We start from the raw sequence: 16,140 nt of genomic DNA, 5'->3' as shown, positions 1-16,140 counted from the left end.
CGTGGCGCGGGGTTTTGTAATTATCGTTGCGAATCACGGCAACGATTGTTATTAACGGGTTTCTCTCTTTACTACAAGGTTGCGAGGCGTTAAACGAGCTGGTCGTCGTCCTGCTCCCATTCCTTCAGGGTTTTGTAGAGGCGCTTACGGTACTTCTTATTCTTACGGCGGCGGCGGCCGGTACGGTCGTCACCGTTACCATCATCATATCCTTTGGGGTTGGCGCCGTATTCGTTAGCGTGGGGGTCTCCGTCCTGAGCGAACCAGAAGAGAAGAATGATGAAACCGATCCCGGTGGGTGCCATTAGCATCCACCAACCGCTGCGGCCGGTATCGTGGAGACGGCGAACAGCTACGGCGAGGGAGGGAACGAAAAAGAGGAGATCCAGAAATTTCTCTAGCCCCTTTTCATTGCCAATCACGCTACCGTGAATATTTAGGAGGATGGCTTTGATGATGGCGACGGCCAGTACGAAGTACCAGAATTCCTTGCGGCGCGAGCGCCCAGTGAAGGTGGCGAACTTTCCGATGGCCCGGGTAAAGTACTTAATCATGGTTGTAGTGGGTGTTTATTGATGGTTACGCTGCAATGATCGGATCAAAGGGTGGTACGGCGCCACTTTGGTCGACGAAGTGGGATGGAAGTTCGACGGACGGCAGTGATCGGCGTGGCCCAACCCCTTTTCCCCTCCTGCTGTTATCACTTTAGCTATCCGTGAACAGTGAATGGTGAAGGGAACGGCGGAGGCTTACCTTTGCCCGTTATTCATTTGCAGTGCACCTGCGACAGCGCCCAGCACTTATTGCTTCACCACGTTTTACCGACCTACTGATGTCCATTACTTCTTCCAGTTTCTCTACCAGTTACGCGCGGGTGAACCAAATACCAGAGGGGCAGCGCCCGGAGTTTGCCTTCATTGGGCGCAGTAACGTGGGTAAGAGTAGCCTGATCAATATGCTTACGCGCCGCAAGGAGCTGGCCAAAACGAGTGGGAAGCCCGGTAAAACGCAGTTGATCAACTACTTCCTGATCAACAATAGCTGGAACCTAACCGATTTGCCCGGCTACGGCTACGCCCTGCACAGCAAGAAAACCCGCTCCAAATGGGAAACGCGGACCACCAACTATTTCCTGAAACGCGAGCAGATGGCCTGCGCGATGGTCCTGATCGACAGCAACGTGCCACCTCAGAAGATCGACCTGGAATTCGTGAATTGGCTCGGCGAGCACGGCGTACCCTTCGTGCTGGTATTTACTAAGACCGACCGCAAGCAGGCCCGCGGCCTGAAAAATGTGGAGGCATTTAAGCAGAAGCTACTGGAGTACTGGGAAGAACTTCCTCCCACCTTCCTGACGAGCGCCATCAAATTTGAAGGCCGCGACGAGCTGCTCGCCTTCATCGAAAGCACCCTCGAGACGCTCGACTGGCCCTACGCCGAAACCACCTAACTTAGCGCTCCTTGACTGCCACCACACCAAAGACCGCCCCCGTAGAGGAATTTCAACACGCTGGAAAGCGCTACGACCACATCGCCCCCGATCTGGAGGCTTGGGATATTTATAAACTCCACGAAAACCGCGAAGCTTTTGTGGAGAGCCTCGACGAGGAAACGTATAGCCGTCTGCTCGAAGAACACGGCGACAACCTGAAGGAACTTCTCAGTAAAACCCTCTACAGCGAACAGGAAAGAACGCGCAAGGAGCCGTGGAAGGTGGATCCACCCAAAGAACGCGGCTACTGGAAGAGCCTGGCCAAAAAACTGGCGAGCCGCTCCCTCGACGAAGATGTGGAAACGAAGGGCGACGACGCCGCGCGGTCAATCCTGCGCAAGATCGTCCACCGCTATTCCAATGAGATCGTTGGCCACTTCAAGATTCCCACCTTCAAATTCGCGCGGCGCTTCCTCACCTTTTTCTTTGGCAGACTGCTCAACGCGGCGGATGGGCGCAGTTTCCGGTCCTTCTTTTCGAAGAAGATCCTGCTGGAAGAAAAGTTACTGGTTCGCGGTTTCGTGGAACAGGTACGAGAGCTCTCGGGAAAGGGCACGGTTGTGTTCGTCCCGACTCACTTTTCCAATCTGGATTCTATCCTGATCGGCTACGCGCTCGACCAGGTGGCCGGGCTTCCAGCCGTAAGCTTCGGGGCCGGCCTCAACCTGTACAATACGGGCTACACCGCCTACTTCATGAACCGCCTGGGGGCCTACCGGGTGGACCGCCGCAAGCGGAACCCGATCTACATGACGGCGCTGAAGATGTTCTCCAAACTCATCATCCAGCGGGGCGTGCCGAGTCTGTTCTTCCCGGGTGGGACGCGCTCCCGATCGGGCGCCTTGGAAACCAAGTTGAAGCTTGGCTTGCTCGGAACCGCCGTCGAAGCCCAGCGCAGCCGTTACTTGGAAGGGCGGGACGATAAGGTGTTCATTGTCCCAGTCATCCTAAGCTATCCCTTTGTCCTGGAGGCCCAGTTCCTGGTGGAAGAACACCTCCGGCGGGAAGGGCAGGATCGCTACATTAAATCGGAGGACAGTTTCCATTCTATCCGGTCCATCCTCAAATTTATTTGGGGTGTATTTGCGAAGGGTAACGAGATCACCATTAGCCTGGGCCAGCCGTTGGACGTGCTGGGGAACCACGTTGATAGTGAGGGGAAGAGCTTCACGAAAAGCGGCCGCCACGTGAGCACCCGCGCCTACTTCCGCGACCAGTTCGGGGAGATCAATACGGACTACCAGCGGGAGAGCGAATACACGCGAATGTTGGGAGAAAAAATTGTGGAGCGTTACCACGCGGACGGAATCATATTGGCTGGCCACGTTGCCTCCCACGCAGCGTTCGCGATGGTGGAGCGGGCTAACCCCGGAACGGACCTGTACGGCCTTCTCCGCATTCCTGCCGACGACTACTACTTTGAGGAGGAAGCGCTACTGAACGTTATCGGCCAATTGCGGGACCAATTGCTGGCCTTGAGCAATAGCGGCAGGGCCCAGGTTTCCCCTGAATTGTACGAGAGTCCGGCGAGCATCCTCCGCCACGCCATCGCGCACATTGGTAACTTCCATATTGACAAACCCCTCCACCGAGACACCGAGGGAAGGGTTATTTGCGATAGCTACGCGATGTTGTATTACTACCACAATCGCCTGAGTACGTTCAAACTGAAAGGTCGAATCAAATACCCTAAGGTATTGATCAAGTAAGAGTTACCGGGTTACACTTACAGTAGATTTACCATAATTGCAACCCGGTATTTTCATTTAGGCTACCCGACGGTAGATGGCCAAACAGATGATGGCACCCACTACGGCGACGATGATGGACCACAGGTTGATGCCCGTTGCGCCGCCCATTCCGACGAGGTTAAAAACCCAACCGCCGACTACGGCACCGACGATGCCGATGATGAGGGAAGCGATCCAACCACCGGGATCGGGACCGGGGTGAATCATTTTTGCAATTGCGCCGGCGATGAGGCCGAGAATAATCCAAGCGAAGATGCCCATGGAACTGTGTTTTGATGATGGTAAATGAATCTTACAATCGGGTGACCGACTGCTAATTCTGAAACGCAGATGCTTAGCCCGGATGTTCGAAACAACTTTTCAGAATTGCTAAGTCTACGCTTGCCGACTCCCAGTACAACTCTCCCACCAACCTGCTGTTAATGGCTTTCGTGACTGAAAACTACCCCACCCACAATTTGCCTCAGGGCGCCGCGGCGCTTTTGATTGCGTTAGCGACACCAACACAAAATGGCCTCACGGGGATCCCCGTCCTACTCTGGGGCCGGCCTGGCGTCGGTAAGTCCAGTTTTATTGAAGCATTGGCAACGGACGACTTCCCCGTAACTACCCTCATTGCCTCCATTCACGACCCAACTGATTTCAGTGGCCTGCCCGTACTGGAAGATGGTAAGGTGCGGTACGCTATCCCGCGGTGGGTAGATGATTTTACCGAGACTCAGCAGGGTATTTTGTTTCTGGATGAGCTGAGCACGGCTCCCCCGTCCGTACAGTCTGCTCTCCTGCGGGTAGTCTTCGAACGCCGCGTGGGCTTCCACGAATTGCCCGGTGGGGTGCGCATCGTAGCAGCTGCTAACCCACCCGATCTAATGGTAGGCGGCTGGGAGCTCTCCCCTCCCCTGCGCAATCGCTTTCTCCACCTTACCTGGGATATTGATAGCGATCTCTACGTCAATGCGCTGCTGGCGGGTTGGGAGCGCGGACAGTTACGCCAAATAGACTCCGCCAAGCATAGTGAGGAGTTAGCCATGGTCAAAGCCAGAGTAGCTGCCTTCCTCCGTATCCAGCCCGAGTACTTGCACGCCAGCCCGGAAGACAATCCGTACGGTTTCGCCAGCCCCCGGAGTTGGGATTTCGTTGCCGCCCTTTTCGCCAGTGCTACTTGTCTTGGCTACGATCTACAGGATACCCAAAGTAATCAGGTCTACCTGGAACTTGCTACGGGTTGCCTTGGCGAAGGCATCGCGATTGCGCTTCTGGAGTACCTGCAAAACCTCCGTTTGCCGGCCCCGGCTGAGCTACTATCCGGTGAAACTACCGTGGACGTAACGGACCTAAACGACGGTGAACTATACGTGCTCTTCGCCAGCCTCAATCCCTACCTCAAACAGGCCGTGGGTACCGATCATCTCCTTCCCTATTCCAAGGTATACCTCGACCTCATGGCCGCCACTTTTGATGACGGCCGCCGCGATATTGCTTTCGTCCCCCTGCGCGATCTGGCGCGCTCCGGCTGGTTGCCCGAGGTTTTTGCCAGCGTTCAGCGAAATGATTCGGGCGCTGCCGCGGGTGCCGGGGAAGGAATAACGGAAAGGATCGAGCGCTTTTTTGCGGACGAAGGCCTACAACAATTCGTAGATGCCCTCGGCTAAAGAAACCACCACGGCGGAAAGGGTGCGCTTCGCGCGGGCTTACGCGGCTCAGAAACTCCCGTGGTTCGCCCCGGCTCTCTTCCGCTGCCGGATTATCGTAACGGAAAGCGTAAGCGTCGCCTCCATCGACCTCCACTATAACGTGTACTGGAACCCGGACGTAGTGGAGGACATCTGGGCCAACAACACCGAACTCCACTCCCTAACGGAACTCGGCTTCTTGTGGATCCACGAGATCAGCCACCGGCTGCGCCAACACGCGGAACGGCGGGAACAATTGCAGGCTTCCCGCGAAGTGGACGCCCGTGCCTGGAACATCGCCGCTGACTTCGAGATCAACGATAACCCCTGGCCCGGACTCAACATGCCGGCCGCCTACCCCGGGATGCTGCCCCGGCAACACGGTTTCGAAGACGGCCGCCTCGCCGAAGAGTACCTGACTTTCATGGAACAATCCGGCCGTGATTGGACCTTCCTTCCGGACGAAGGCAGCGGCGTCCACGGCGAACACCGCGAGTGGGAAACCGGCGACCGGCAGGATCTCTCCACCCTCGACGAGGAACTCATCCGCCGCAAAGTCGCCGACGAGATGAAGAAGGCCGGGCCCCAGGCCATCCCACCTTCCTGGAGAAATTGGGGTGAGAACGTACTCTCCAGTAAAACCAACTGGCGCCGCTCCCTCTCCCACCGAATGAGCATCGCCCTGCAACGCGGTATCGGCAGCAGGATCGACTACAGCTTTGAGCGTCCAAGCCGGCGACAGGCCGTCTACCACCCCATCCTCACCCCGAGCTTACGGGGTGACCGGACGGCGCGCATCGTCATCGTAGTGGACACCAGTGGTTCTATGGGGGCAACCCAACTCGAACGGTCCCTGGCGGAAGTGGCGGGCGTGATCCGGACCTTCCGCTACCCCGTCACCATCATACCCTGCGACGACCGGACCTTTGAGCCGGTACGGGTGCTGGCAGAAAGGGAAGCTTATGGCATCGCCTCTCTCCCCGGTGGTGGGCAAACGGACATGCGGGCCGGCATTGCTCAGGCGGAGAAACTTCGCCCTAGGGCGGACGTGATCCTGGTGCTCACGGATGGGTTCACGCCTTACCCCGAAGAGCGGTCGGTGATCCCGGTTGTCTTCGGCCTACTCGTCAAAGAGGAAAGCCAGGCAGCGGAGATTCCTAAACCACCGATGCCACCGTTTACGCCGGAAACCGTACTGATCATCAAGGATTAGCCTGCGCCTACAGCATGGGATATTCACCTCTATGCAGCCGTTGCAGGCCGGCCTTACGATCCTCGAAGTACCGTCGAAGCGCAAAGGTGGAGGAGGTAAAGGCCATCTCTTCCCACGGAATTTCCGCTTCGGTGAATAGCTTGGATTCCAGGGATTCCTCCCCTACCCCGTATGCTCCGTTGATGAGCTCACCGACGAATTGCAGGTAGATCTGATTGATCTTGGGGAGGCTGTACATGGAGATGAGATAGGTGATCCTGACCTTGGCGGCCGCCTCTTCGTGGACTTCCCTTTCCGCGCCCATTTCTACTGTCTCTCCGTTTTCCAGGTAGCCGCTGGGGATGTTCCACAATCCATAGCAGGGTTCGATGGCCCGGCGGCAGAGTAGCACCTTATCCTCCCAAACCGGAAGGCACCCCGCCACGACCTTGGGGTTGCTGTAGTGGATGGTTTTGCAATTGAGGCACACCAGCCGGGGCCGGTTATCGCCGGCGGGAATACGCTTTTCAAGTCTATCGGAACCGCAATTGGGGCAAAATTTCATTGCTGGCCAAGATAGGTTGCCAGTGTTTAGCAAGGACAGTTAGAAAGGGGAACGGTAGTATGAAAACTACCATTCCCCTTTCATGAAGGCTTGCTGAAGGTCATGCAGACCATCCATCAGCGCGAAGCAATATCTATCGCTATTCCGGCTGTGGACTTACCTGGTCTGGTAACTCCGCGAGAGCAGCGTTTGCAGCCGAGGCTTCAATTCATCGGCGGCGGTAAGGATGAGGTCCTCGTCCGTCGGGAAGGGGCGGGCCCGGCTACCGATGTACCGACGGGTATCCCGGCTCAGGGCCCGGCGATCGCCGCGGTAGGTACTGGCGTAGTTGCGGAAGAACGCTTCGGCCGTGATGGCATCTTCCTGGACAATCCGGTTAAGGTCGTTGTCGTAGAGAACGAGGCTTCCGCGTACTTCGGCCGTCTTTTCTTGCAGGACTTCGACCACTTCGGCACGGACGGTGATCTGGCGGGGGCGGGTGATGTCGTTACCGAGGGTATCCTTGGCAACGTTTCCGTTTGCGTCCAGGACGTACTCGGTTCCGTCGGTGATGTTGCGCTCGTCCGTGTAAACCCGCTCCGTGATGCGTTCGGGGCTGACCCGGATGTCGCGGATGACAATTTGGGCGTCGTAATCGTACTGGACCTCGGGGCGTGGCGTGAAGTCGTAAAATCTCCACTCCGAGTCGATATTATTGCTTTCCAGGCGGAGCAACTCTTCTTCGAAGCCACGGGGCAGGAAGCTTCCGGATTCGTTGACGGTTGCTACGTAGATCCAGACCTTTCCGAGTTCCCGGGCCTCCGCCATCAGGGCGTCCGTATCGAGGTAGTTATCTTTGAAATCCCCGACGATCAGGAAGTCATTGTAGGCGGCGCGGGCGGCGGCTTTGTCTCCAGTACGGCCCAGGGCGAGTGCTTCCAGTCCGTTAGTGTAGGCTTGGTCGGCGGCTTTATTCTCGGCGTTGGCGAGTAGTGGCCCCAGGTCGACAAAGTTGAAGTTGGCGGCGCGACCATTCTTATCCGTCAGGGGCAGCAACGGCTGGAGCGCGCGCTGGCGATTATCGATGTCAACGTAAATGCCGTGGATGCGCCCCCAGTCCGGCGTACCGGAGCTGGCGAGGTAGGCGGCGGCCTGCATATCCCGGACGATGGAACGGTTCACGGCATCTTCGAGGGCGGCGACGTACTTGGGGTTCTTCTTTTGCTTACCGGTGAGTCGGTTCTGGGCGATGCGGATGGCCCGCTCGTAGTTCCCGTCTTCCACCAGGGTATCGACGGACTTACAGGAAGTCAGGGTAAAGGCAAGTAAGAAGAATAGGGCGGCGAATAACTTGGCGTGTGTCATAGCTAACGTCTTTAGTACCCTTCAAACATACGGGCCTTAACGAACGGATTTGCCTACGAAAAAGCTAAGGGAAATTAAGAAGTGTTAAGGCGCGGTCCGTTACATTTAAAGTCAATTCTGATTATTCGCCCATCTTCCCCGCACCTGCGGCAGCGCCCAGATTATGAATCTGACTATTCTTAAAATTGGCGGCAACGTCCTCAACGACGAACCGATATTGCACCGAGCGTTGGACTACTTTGCGAGCCTGCAAGAACCGGCGATCCTCGTGCACGGCGGCGGCCGGAAAGCGAGCGAAGTGATTGCCGAAATGGGCCGCGAACCAAAGATGGTTGGTGGTAGAAGAATTACGGATGCCCCCACCCTGGAGATCGTAACGATGGTCTACGCGGGGCTGATCAATAAGAACGTAGTGGCCCAATTACAGGCACGGGGTACTAACGCCATTGGCCTGAGTGGTGCCGATGGCAACATTATTAAGGCGAGCAAACGGCCAGTCGGAGAGATCGACTACGGCTTCGCGGGTGACGTGCAAGGAGCGAGTGCCGACCTTTTGGAAGGTCTTTTGAAACTTGATCTCCGCCCCGTGGTATGCCCCATCACCCACGACCAGAAGGGTCAACTTTTAAATACGAATGCCGACACCATTGCCAACGAAGTAGCGAAAGCCATGGCGGCCGCTGGCCACACCGTTTCCCTTCGCTACTGCTTCGAATTACCCGGAGTACTGCGGGACATCAATGACAAAACCTCCGTCATCTCCCCCATTGACCAGGCCACCTACGCGCAACTGAAGGCCGACGGCGTGATCGCCGGGGGAATGATCCCCAAACTCGACAACGCATTTGATGCGATTAATCGCGGAGTAGCGGAAGTGGTGATCTCGGATCTACCGGGACTGGAAGGCCGGGGTGGAACCAAACTGGTGGGCTGATTTAGCAGTTTAGTGAATGATCGGCAGCCTAGATGCAATCGCCTCCACCATTCCCCAAATCCGCGAAACCAAAATGACCCGCACTAGAATCATCCTCATTACCGTCGCTACGGCCATCATCGTCGCCCAGGCCGTGATCTACTACCAGACCGGTGAGAGTGGCGCTTGGTTGAGCGCCCTCGCCATGGTTTTCGTGATTGCTTCGATGGCCATTTCTTTCTTCGAGGAGAAGAAATCTAAAGAAGAATGACCAGTCTAGGCCAGCTTCTCGGCGAGACTGGCCGCCCAAACTTCGTAGGCTTCCGTCAGTGCTTCTTTACCCGCACCGGGCGTGATGCGCTCTAATACTTCTTGTTTCCCTACGGCCGTCTCAAGGGAATCGGCCAGACCTACGGCCGCACCGGCGGCGAGGGCGGCCCCAACGGCTCCGGTTGTATTGTGTACCTCGATGGTCGCCCCGGTGAGCGTGGCGATCGTTGTTGCAAAAACCTTGCTCTGGAAGAGATTATCGTTCCCCACCCGGATGGTACTAAGGTCAACACCAAGGCTTTCCATGATCTTCATCCCGTAGACGAAGGAGAAGGCGATGCCCTCCAATCCGGCCCGGACGACGTGGTTGCGGTCGTGGCGGTTGAGGTCGAGCCCCAGTAGGTGGGCGCCGATATTCTTGTTGTTGAGCATTCGCTCCGGTCCGTTGCCGAAGGGTAGGAAGTGCAGGCCGTCGGATCCCTGAGGAACGCTGGCGGCCATGGCTTCCATTTCGCCGTAGGATAGGGTTTCACCACCCAGTAGGTTCTTCACCCAACGGTGAAGGATTCCGCTGCCGTTGATACAGAGCAGAATGCCGATCCGCGGCGTATCGCCGATGTGGTTAACGTGGGCGAAGGAGTTGACTCGCTGGTCGGGGTCGAAGGCCAGTTGATCACTCACGCCATAGACTACGCCGGAAGTGCCGCCCGTAGCGGCGACTTCTCCTGGCGCGAGGACATTGAGGGAAAGGGCATTATTGGGTTGGTCGCCAGCCCGGTAACCGACGACGGTACCGACCGCGAGCCCGAGTTCAGCGGCAGCTTCAGCGGTGAGGACGCCCTGTTGGCCGACGGCTGGGACGCGCTTTGGCAGCAAACTAGCGTTCAGGTTCATTTCCCGCAGGACGAGATTGGCGGGCGTGTTTTCGGCGAAATCCCACAGGACACCTTCGCTCAATCCGGTAACGGTAGTGGTCGCCTCGCCCGTCATGCGGAGGGCAACGTAATCGCCCGGAAGCATGGCGTACTTGATGCGGGCGTAGTTCTCGGGTTCGTTCTCGGCCACCCATTTGAGCTTGCTGGCGGTGAAGTTGCCCGGGCTGTTGAGGTGGTGGCTGAGGCATTTTTCCTCCCCAATTCCCTGAAATGCCTGGTCGCCGGTGGCTACTGCCCGGCCGTCACACCAGATGATGCTGGGGCGGATCACGGCGTGCTTATCATCAACCAGGACGAGGCCGTGCATTTGGTAGCCGATGCCGACGGCTTTGACGTCCTCGGCCTTAGCACCGGAGACTTCCAGGACCTTTCGGGTGGCTTCACCGACGTACTTATACCAGTCCTCAGGGTTCTGCTCCGCCCAACCGGGTTGGGGAGCGTCCATTCCCATTTCGGTATCCGGAGCGGTAACGCGCGCCAGGACTTTGCCGGTGGCCGCTTCGACGAGCGCCGCTTTGATAGAGGAAGAACCGAGGTCGTAGCCGATCGTGTACATAGGTGATTTTTTAAGTGGCGCCCAAGATAGCCAAAGGTGCCTGACGCAAACGTTTGCGCGTTTCAAAAAAGAGGAAAGGGAAAGTTCAGCGCTGAACCTCGGGGGCAAAGTGTTACCGTCAAGCAAGCTTGGAGCCAAGTGATGCGGCCGAGTACTTACCTTAGCGGACTCGTATTCTGCCCCTTTCTATGCCGACAACCTTACGGACACCCCACTACCTCAGTATTGCCGCCGTCATTATCTGGACGATCTACCTGTTGTTGGATTACCTCGGCTTCCACGGACGGATGCTCAAGGACTTTCTCGCCTTCCCTTACGCCGGTCTTGTGGGTACCTACGTTGTATTGGGCGGTGTCGCTTCTTTTCTGGCTCACCGTAAATTGAGCAAGACGGAGGGGCAAGCTTTTCAAATTTCCTTTCGGGGCATCAGTGTTTACGGATTGGTACTGCTGACTGCCCTCTGCTCCATTGCGGCCTTTTCATTGGCGGAGCGCCTTCCGCAAACTGGATTATCCCAGCGTTTATTCTACTTCACGGCTTACGGCACCTACCACGTGGCGGGTCTATTTATCCTGGCCACTTCGGCTTTTGGCATTGGGAGCGTGCTGCTATCCCGCTACCGGGAACGGTTAAAATCCAGTTTCAACCTCATTTCCATTGCGCTGGGAATCAGCGTACTGGGCATTCTATTTGCAATCATTGGTTTAACCAATCTGTTGATTCCCATCGTTTGCTGGATCGTGATTGCCGTAGGTATCGGAATTGGCTACAAATCCGTACTTGGGTTTCTCATCAATACCCTCTGGACGAAGAAGAAAATTACCATCAGCAGAGCCTGGGTGCCCGCCGTACTGGTAGCACTGGTTGCCATTCTGGGCGTGACCTTCGTGGGCGCCTTTAAAACCTTCCCGGTAGGTTTCGACGGTGCGGCCCTTTACCTGAATACGGCGATGCTGACGGCCGACAGCGGTGGCCTCCCCTACGGTGGCCAAGCTTTCGCCTGGTCGGTGATGATGGGCGTAGGCGACATCCTCTTCGGTAGCCTGACGATGGGCATTCTGCTCAGCCACCTCATGAATGTGCTTTGCCTACTGATGCTGTACCGGGTAGCTCGCATCTACTTGTCAGAATCCGGTGCCCTGCTCGCCTGCCTCCTGGTGTTGATTGCACCCTTTTTCGTGTTCCACAGCTTGGTGGATGAAAAGGTGGATCTGGCCTTCACCTTCATCAGTCTTGCTGCTTTCTACTTAGCGACTGTGCTAACCAATCCATTCAATGTGATGGTAGCAAGCGACGCTACGACTGTCCAGGAAGCGCAGGAAATCGAGACTGGCCCATCCACTCACGCACAGAGTTCCGACAACTACGTTTGGCTGTTGCTTGGGCTGCTCGTGGGGTTTGCCTTCACCATTAAGTACACCGCGATCATTTTCGTGCTGGCCCTCGGCGGCTACTGGTTGTACCAGCGGGCGGGGAAGATCGCATTCTTGGGTTCCGTGCTCGGTAGCGTTGGCTTCCTCTTCTTCACGGGGGTGTATCGACTGGGCTACATTTCCATGCCACGGGCAGAGTCATTAGCATTTGGCGGGGCTACTCTGGTACTGGGTTTGGCTTTTATTGCCTACGCTTTCAGAAAGAATATTACCGCGGGGATTGGTCTAGCGAAAGGGATTGGGCTCTTTACCGCGTCCTTCCTGCTGACCTTTGCACCCTGGGGAATTAAGAACGTGGCTGAAAATGGCAGCGTCTCCGTCAATCACCTTATCCAGGGGGAGTCGGTAGCGCCTTCGCTCGATTACATCCACCAACTTTCCTTCCTGGATAACTGGGGTACTCCTGAATTCTACTTTACTCATCAATCGCCGAGCGTAGAGCAACCCACCTTCCAATTTGCGGAGTACGACCAGCAGCCCGCTGCTGAAGCACCTGCGGAAGAAGCCAGCAGCTTCGAGATCAACCAGGGAGCGCGAGAGGACGTCCAACGCTACCTCGGTTACGAGGCTCCGTTCTGGCGTTACTTCAGTTTACCGTACGACATGACGGTAAATAGCAACCTGAGTTCTCGGCTGGTAGACATTGGCTGGCTGGGCTTACTCCTACTGCCCATTATCCTGCTGATTGCTCCGGGCGGATCAATCAAGTGGGCCAAGTTGGCTTTACTCGTTCCCATTCTCATTTACCTGGCCGCCGTGCTCTACAGCCTGTACGAACGCGACGGGGAGATCCTCCAAAAAGCCATTTGGGTGGATATGGAGAAGCGGTTCATTACTACCCAGGTTCCGGGATCGATGCGCGGGATAGTTCGGGCGGCTACAACGCCACTGCTCAATCTTTCCGCGGCTCTTTCTGGCACCTTTAAATCTTTGGGGGAATTGCCGCTCTCTGCCGTATTCACTTCTATTCTCGGTGTTGGCCTGTTGCTGACGCTGGGGGCGAAGCGGCGGCTGGCCAGCTTGCCGGTACGCTTCCGCCAGTTCGGTGCCTTTCTCTCCATCTACGCCATCCTCTTCTGGATCATGGGCAACGGCGTCATATGGTATGCGATGCCGCTTTTTGTGCTTGCACCGGTCTTCCTGGTTTGGTTCTTCGACCGACCGGACCGGTTCCTCGGTCCTGGTTTGGCGCGCTTCACCAGCGTATTCGGTAGCGTAGTGATTGGTCTGACCATTTTCGTTCAGGGAGCGCTGTACTTTACCTCGCCGTTTGAAAGTGAGGGAGATCCGGCCGGGCTGTTCCGCTATCCCTTCGTAGAAATGGCAACCTCATCGGACATGAACGAGCGGAAGGTGCAGGCGGCTTTCAATCCCGCCTCCAACGAGATTCTGGATGCACTAAATGCGGATATGGACGATAAGATCTACCGGGTAGCTACCCAGCTGGGCCACTTCATCAAGCAGAACGACCGGCGGGTATTTAGCGATCCGGTCCTGACGCGGTATGATGAGATTGCCTCCCGCCTCCGTCCGGGCGAGGAGGAGAAGTTCTTTGACATGCTTAAGGCGCAAGGGTACAAGTACGTACTCTTCGATCTCAACCTGGGCGCCGTCGACCGGACGCCGGAACAGACGCTGAAGAAGAAATTCCTCAGTTTGGCGCGGGCCATTTTCTCCACCAAAAAATTAAAACTGGTCAGTACGGACAACTACGTTGCCGATCCCAAAGCTCCCGTCATTATGCTTCCGGATGGCAAACGGGCCAACGCCCGGCGCAGAATCAAGGGTAAAACCGTCTTTAAGGGCAGCGTTATTCTAATGGAGATCAAATGATTCACCCGAGCGACCTATACGTCTGTTTGCCAGCCTACAACGAAGCCAGCGTTTTGGGTGAAGTGATCCGTAACCTGCTGGACGCCGGGTACCCCAACGTGGCCGTCGTCGACGATGGGAGTAGTGACGGCACCGCGGAAGTAGCCCGCATGGCCGGGGCCTACACCATCAGCCACCCCATCAACCGGGGGGCGGGGGCGGCCGTGCAGACGGCGATCGAATTGGCCAGGTTACGCGGCTGGAAGTACATCCTTTTCATGGACGCCGACGGGCAACACGTCATCAGCGACGTGGCTCGTCTTTGCGAGAAGATGTCCGAAACGGATTGCGACCTGGTCATTGGTAGCCGCTTCCTGGATCCATCGCCCGGCATCCCGCGTTCGCGCCGCATTTTTAATGCCATCGGAAACCAGATGACTAATCTGTTCTGCAAGCAAAACTACACGGATACCCAGTCTGGTCTACGACTACTGAACCACCGTGCGATTCGGCAACTGGAATTGCGTATTGACGGCTTCGGGTTTTGCAGCGAGATGATCCACCAGGCAGAAGCGAGTGGGCTGGATTTGCGGGAAACTCCGATCTCGGTCCTGTACACGGATTACTCGCAGAGCAAGGGGCAGGACCTGCCGATGGGCTTTACGACGGCCATCCACTTTCTGTGGAACCTCTTTTTCCGGGCCTGATCGCAGTTCCGCGTGCGCCGTACCTTAGCGACCGCAACCACCGTTCTCGCCGTATGGAATTACGTGTCTTTCAAATCATCGTCCCGCTGCTCACGCTGCTGTTCATGGCCGTGATCGTCGTCCGTTACGGAAAGGGGCGGGTGAGTTTGGGGGAGATGATCCTCACCATCGGCTTTTGGTTGGGCGTAGCGGCCATCGCCATCTGGCCCGACCGGATCAGTAAGTTCGTCGGCCGGCTCTTTGGCATTAAGGATAACGTTAACGCCATCATCTTTTTGAGCATTGGCGTCCTGCTTTACCTCATTTTCCGGCTTTACAATGAGATGCGGCTCAACCGCCGGCAGGTCACGGAATTAGCCCGCAAGATTGCCCTGCTGGAAGCGGAAAAGGAGGGAGAATGAAGCTCCTCTTTGTCCTCGAGCACTACCATCCCTACATTGGCGGCGCCGAAACGCTCTTCACTACGCTCTGCGAATCACTTGCTCAAAATGGCCACGAAATCCGCGTTATCACCACCCGCTACCGGCCGGATCTCCCCGCTGAAGAAGCACTGAACGGAGTTATCGTCGAGCGCATCAACTGCCGCAACCGATTCCTTTTTTCCGCACTGGCGCTGCCCGCCGTAATCAAATGGGCCGGTTGGGCGGACCTCGTGCACACCACCACCTACAACGCTGCTTTCCCCGCCTGGGTGGGCGCCAAATTTCGGGGCACGAAGACCGTCATCACCTTTCACGAGTACTGGGGCGCGCTCTGGAACAAGTTACCCTTTCTGTCTTCCACTGCGGCCTGGGTCTACCGCGCTTACGAGCGCTTTATCCTCGCCCTACCCTTCGATAACTACGTAGCCGTTTCCAATTTTACGGCGCTGGCGCTGGTGCGGGGTGGAGTGGCAAGTGACCGCGTAAGACGGATCTACAACGGCCTGGACTACACGCGGTACGAAGGGAGTGAGCTTCAAGCTCCGGACCTATTCACCTACACCTATTTCGGAAGGCTGGGCGTCAGTAAAGGACTGGACCTGATCATTCCCGCCGCCGCTGAGTTCCGCAAAACGTATCCTAAATCGAAGTTGCGACTGATCATCCCGAAAGGACCGGCAGGGATGTACCGTAACATCCTCGCGATGATTGACCACGAGGGTATTGGTGAATACGTGGAGTTGCTCCACGAATTACCGGAGGCCGAATTACGGTCGGCGGTCAACACTTCCTCCTGCGTCCTGATCACCTCTTACAGCGAAGGCTTTTGCTTCGTCGCCGCAGAGACGGCAGCGGCGGGGATTCCCATCATTTCTTCCGGGCGAGGAGCACTGGTGGAAACCGTAAGCGGTCCGCACCTGACAATGCAGGAGATGAGCGTACCGGCACTGGTACAATGTTTGACTAGAGCGTACCGGAGCGAATGGGATGAGACCCCACTAAAACGCTTCCCATTGCGGGAGTCGATTGACCAGTACTTGGAATTTTACGCGGAGATCACTGCCTGAGGCAGCGC

General features: G+C 56.6%; 15 protein-coding genes. 10 read left to right on the top strand and 5 right to left on the bottom strand.

What is annotated here, in order from left to right; genetic code table 11:
• Positions 1-89 precede the first annotated feature (89 nt).
• Positions 90-554, bottom strand: coding sequence for a DUF805 domain-containing protein (locus A3850_RS12270; RefSeq protein ID WP_068216905.1), 465 nt, complete (start codon positions 552-554; stop codon positions 90-92).
• 278 nt (positions 555-832) lie between these two features.
• Here A3850_RS12270 and yihA point away from each other — a divergent pair, with 278 nt between their 5' ends.
• Together yihA and A3850_RS12260 are read left to right on the top strand one after the other, a co-directional pair.
• Positions 833-1,450, top strand: coding sequence for a ribosome biogenesis GTP-binding protein YihA/YsxC (gene yihA / locus A3850_RS12265; RefSeq protein WP_068216903.1), 618 nt, complete (start codon positions 833-835; stop codon positions 1,448-1,450).
• An 11-nt stretch (positions 1,451-1,461) separates the two neighbouring features.
• Positions 1,462-3,201 (top strand): 1-acyl-sn-glycerol-3-phosphate acyltransferase, encoded by a 1,740-nt coding sequence (locus tag A3850_RS12260; RefSeq protein ID WP_068216901.1) that lies wholly within the window; start codon positions 1,462-1,464, stop codon positions 3,199-3,201.
• A 57-nt stretch (positions 3,202-3,258) separates the two neighbouring features.
• Here the strand turns inward: A3850_RS12260 and A3850_RS12255 are convergent, their stop codons facing one another.
• Positions 3,259-3,504: a GlsB/YeaQ/YmgE family stress response membrane protein gene (locus tag A3850_RS12255; protein WP_068216899.1), complete on the bottom strand. Its 246-nt coding sequence runs from the start codon at positions 3,502-3,504 to the stop codon at positions 3,259-3,261.
• Between the two features lie 161 nt (positions 3,505-3,665).
• On the opposite strand from A3850_RS12255, the gene A3850_RS12250 reads away from it, so the two are divergent.
• On the top strand, positions 3,666-4,895 hold the full coding sequence (locus A3850_RS12250) for an AAA family ATPase (RefSeq protein WP_068216898.1): 1,230 nt from the start codon (positions 3,666-3,668) through the stop codon (positions 4,893-4,895).
• Positions 4,882-6,129 carry a VWA-like domain-containing protein gene (locus A3850_RS12245; protein WP_068216897.1) on the top strand — a complete coding sequence of 416 codons (1,248 nt, stop codon included), beginning with the start codon at positions 4,882-4,884 and terminating at the stop codon, positions 6,127-6,129. Before A3850_RS12250 ends, A3850_RS12245 begins: the two co-directional genes overlap by 14 nt.
• 7 nt (positions 6,130-6,136) lie before the next feature.
• Here the strand turns inward: A3850_RS12245 and A3850_RS12240 are convergent, their stop codons facing one another.
• Both A3850_RS12240 and A3850_RS12235 read right to left on the bottom strand, forming a co-directional pair.
• The gene (locus A3850_RS12240; RefSeq protein ID WP_068216896.1) at positions 6,137-6,673 is read right to left on the bottom strand and encodes an NUDIX hydrolase; all 537 of its coding nucleotides are present in this window, start codon (positions 6,671-6,673) and stop codon (positions 6,137-6,139) included.
• 156 nt (positions 6,674-6,829) lie between these two features.
• On the bottom strand, positions 6,830-8,017 hold the full coding sequence (locus tag A3850_RS12235) for a hypothetical protein (RefSeq protein WP_068216894.1): 1,188 nt from the start codon (positions 8,015-8,017) through the stop codon (positions 6,830-6,832).
• Positions 8,018-8,180: 163 nt separating this feature from the next.
• Here A3850_RS12235 and argB point away from each other — a divergent pair, with 163 nt between their 5' ends.
• Complete coding sequence (gene argB, locus A3850_RS12230) at positions 8,181-8,951, top strand: acetylglutamate kinase (RefSeq protein WP_068216892.1); 771 nt, start codon at positions 8,181-8,183, stop codon at positions 8,949-8,951.
• Between the two features lie 73 nt (positions 8,952-9,024).
• Entirely contained in the window at positions 9,025-9,201 is a 177-nt protein-coding gene (locus tag A3850_RS12225; protein WP_157501103.1) for a hypothetical protein, read from the top strand.
• Positions 9,202-9,206: 5 nt separating this feature from the next.
• Here the strand turns inward: A3850_RS12225 and A3850_RS12220 are convergent, their stop codons facing one another.
• Entirely contained in the window at positions 9,207-10,691 is a 1,485-nt protein-coding gene (locus A3850_RS12220; protein WP_068216888.1) for a xylulokinase, read from the bottom strand.
• A gap of 188 nt (positions 10,692-10,879) precedes the next feature.
• On the opposite strand from A3850_RS12220, the gene A3850_RS12215 reads away from it, so the two are divergent.
• From A3850_RS12215 to A3850_RS12200, 4 genes are read left to right on the top strand one after another with little or no spacing between them, the layout of a single operon-like run.
• Positions 10,880-13,957: a hypothetical protein gene (locus A3850_RS12215; protein WP_068216886.1), complete on the top strand. Its 3,078-nt coding sequence runs from the start codon at positions 10,880-10,882 to the stop codon at positions 13,955-13,957.
• Positions 13,954-14,643: a glycosyltransferase family 2 protein gene (locus A3850_RS12210; RefSeq protein ID WP_068216884.1), complete on the top strand. Its 690-nt coding sequence runs from the start codon at positions 13,954-13,956 to the stop codon at positions 14,641-14,643. Before A3850_RS12215 ends, A3850_RS12210 begins: the two co-directional genes overlap by 4 nt.
• 53 nt (positions 14,644-14,696) lie before the next feature.
• Entirely contained in the window at positions 14,697-15,044 is a 348-nt protein-coding gene (locus A3850_RS12205) for a DUF2304 domain-containing protein (protein ID WP_068216882.1), read from the top strand.
• Positions 15,041-16,132 (top strand): glycosyltransferase family 4 protein, encoded by a 1,092-nt coding sequence (locus tag A3850_RS12200; RefSeq protein WP_068216881.1) that lies wholly within the window; start codon positions 15,041-15,043, stop codon positions 16,130-16,132. Before A3850_RS12205 ends, A3850_RS12200 begins: the two co-directional genes overlap by 4 nt.
• The last annotated feature ends 8 nt before the right edge of the window (positions 16,133-16,140 follow it).

Origin of the sequence: Lewinella sp. 4G2 (assembly GCF_001625015.1) — a bacterium.
Lineage (GTDB): Bacteria > Bacteroidota > Bacteroidia > Chitinophagales > Saprospiraceae > Neolewinella.
The sequence above is the reverse complement of the archived record's forward strand: the minus strand, read 5'-3'. Positions and strand labels throughout refer to the sequence as shown.

Coding starts and splice junctions, on each gene's coding strand:
- A3850_RS12225 (WP_157501103.1), top strand. CDS start 9,025: ATGACCCGCACTAGAATCATCCTCATTACCGTCGCTACGGCCATCATC.
- A3850_RS12200 (WP_068216881.1), top strand. CDS start 15,041: ATGAAGCTCCTCTTTGTCCTCGAGCACTACCATCCCTACATTGGCGGC.
- A3850_RS12245 (WP_068216897.1), top strand. CDS start 4,882: ATGCCCTCGGCTAAAGAAACCACCACGGCGGAAAGGGTGCGCTTCGCG.
- A3850_RS12255 (WP_068216899.1), bottom strand. CDS start 3,504: ATGGGCATCTTCGCTTGGATTATTCTCGGCCTCATCGCCGGCGCAATT.
- A3850_RS12220 (WP_068216888.1), bottom strand. CDS start 10,691: ATGTACACGATCGGCTACGACCTCGGTTCTTCCTCTATCAAAGCGGCG.
- A3850_RS12205 (WP_068216882.1), top strand. CDS start 14,697: ATGGAATTACGTGTCTTTCAAATCATCGTCCCGCTGCTCACGCTGCTG.
- A3850_RS12215 (WP_068216886.1), top strand. CDS start 10,880: ATGCCGACAACCTTACGGACACCCCACTACCTCAGTATTGCCGCCGTC.
- A3850_RS12270 (WP_068216905.1), bottom strand. CDS start 554: ATGATTAAGTACTTTACCCGGGCCATCGGAAAGTTCGCCACCTTCACT.
- A3850_RS12250 (WP_068216898.1), top strand. CDS start 3,666: ATGGCTTTCGTGACTGAAAACTACCCCACCCACAATTTGCCTCAGGGC.
- yihA (WP_068216903.1), top strand. CDS start 833: ATGTCCATTACTTCTTCCAGTTTCTCTACCAGTTACGCGCGGGTGAAC.
- A3850_RS12235 (WP_068216894.1), bottom strand. CDS start 8,017: ATGACACACGCCAAGTTATTCGCCGCCCTATTCTTCTTACTTGCCTTT.
- argB (WP_068216892.1), top strand. CDS start 8,181: ATGAATCTGACTATTCTTAAAATTGGCGGCAACGTCCTCAACGACGAA.
- A3850_RS12240 (WP_068216896.1), bottom strand. CDS start 6,673: ATGAAATTTTGCCCCAATTGCGGTTCCGATAGACTTGAAAAGCGTATT.
- A3850_RS12210 (WP_068216884.1), top strand. CDS start 13,954: ATGATTCACCCGAGCGACCTATACGTCTGTTTGCCAGCCTACAACGAA.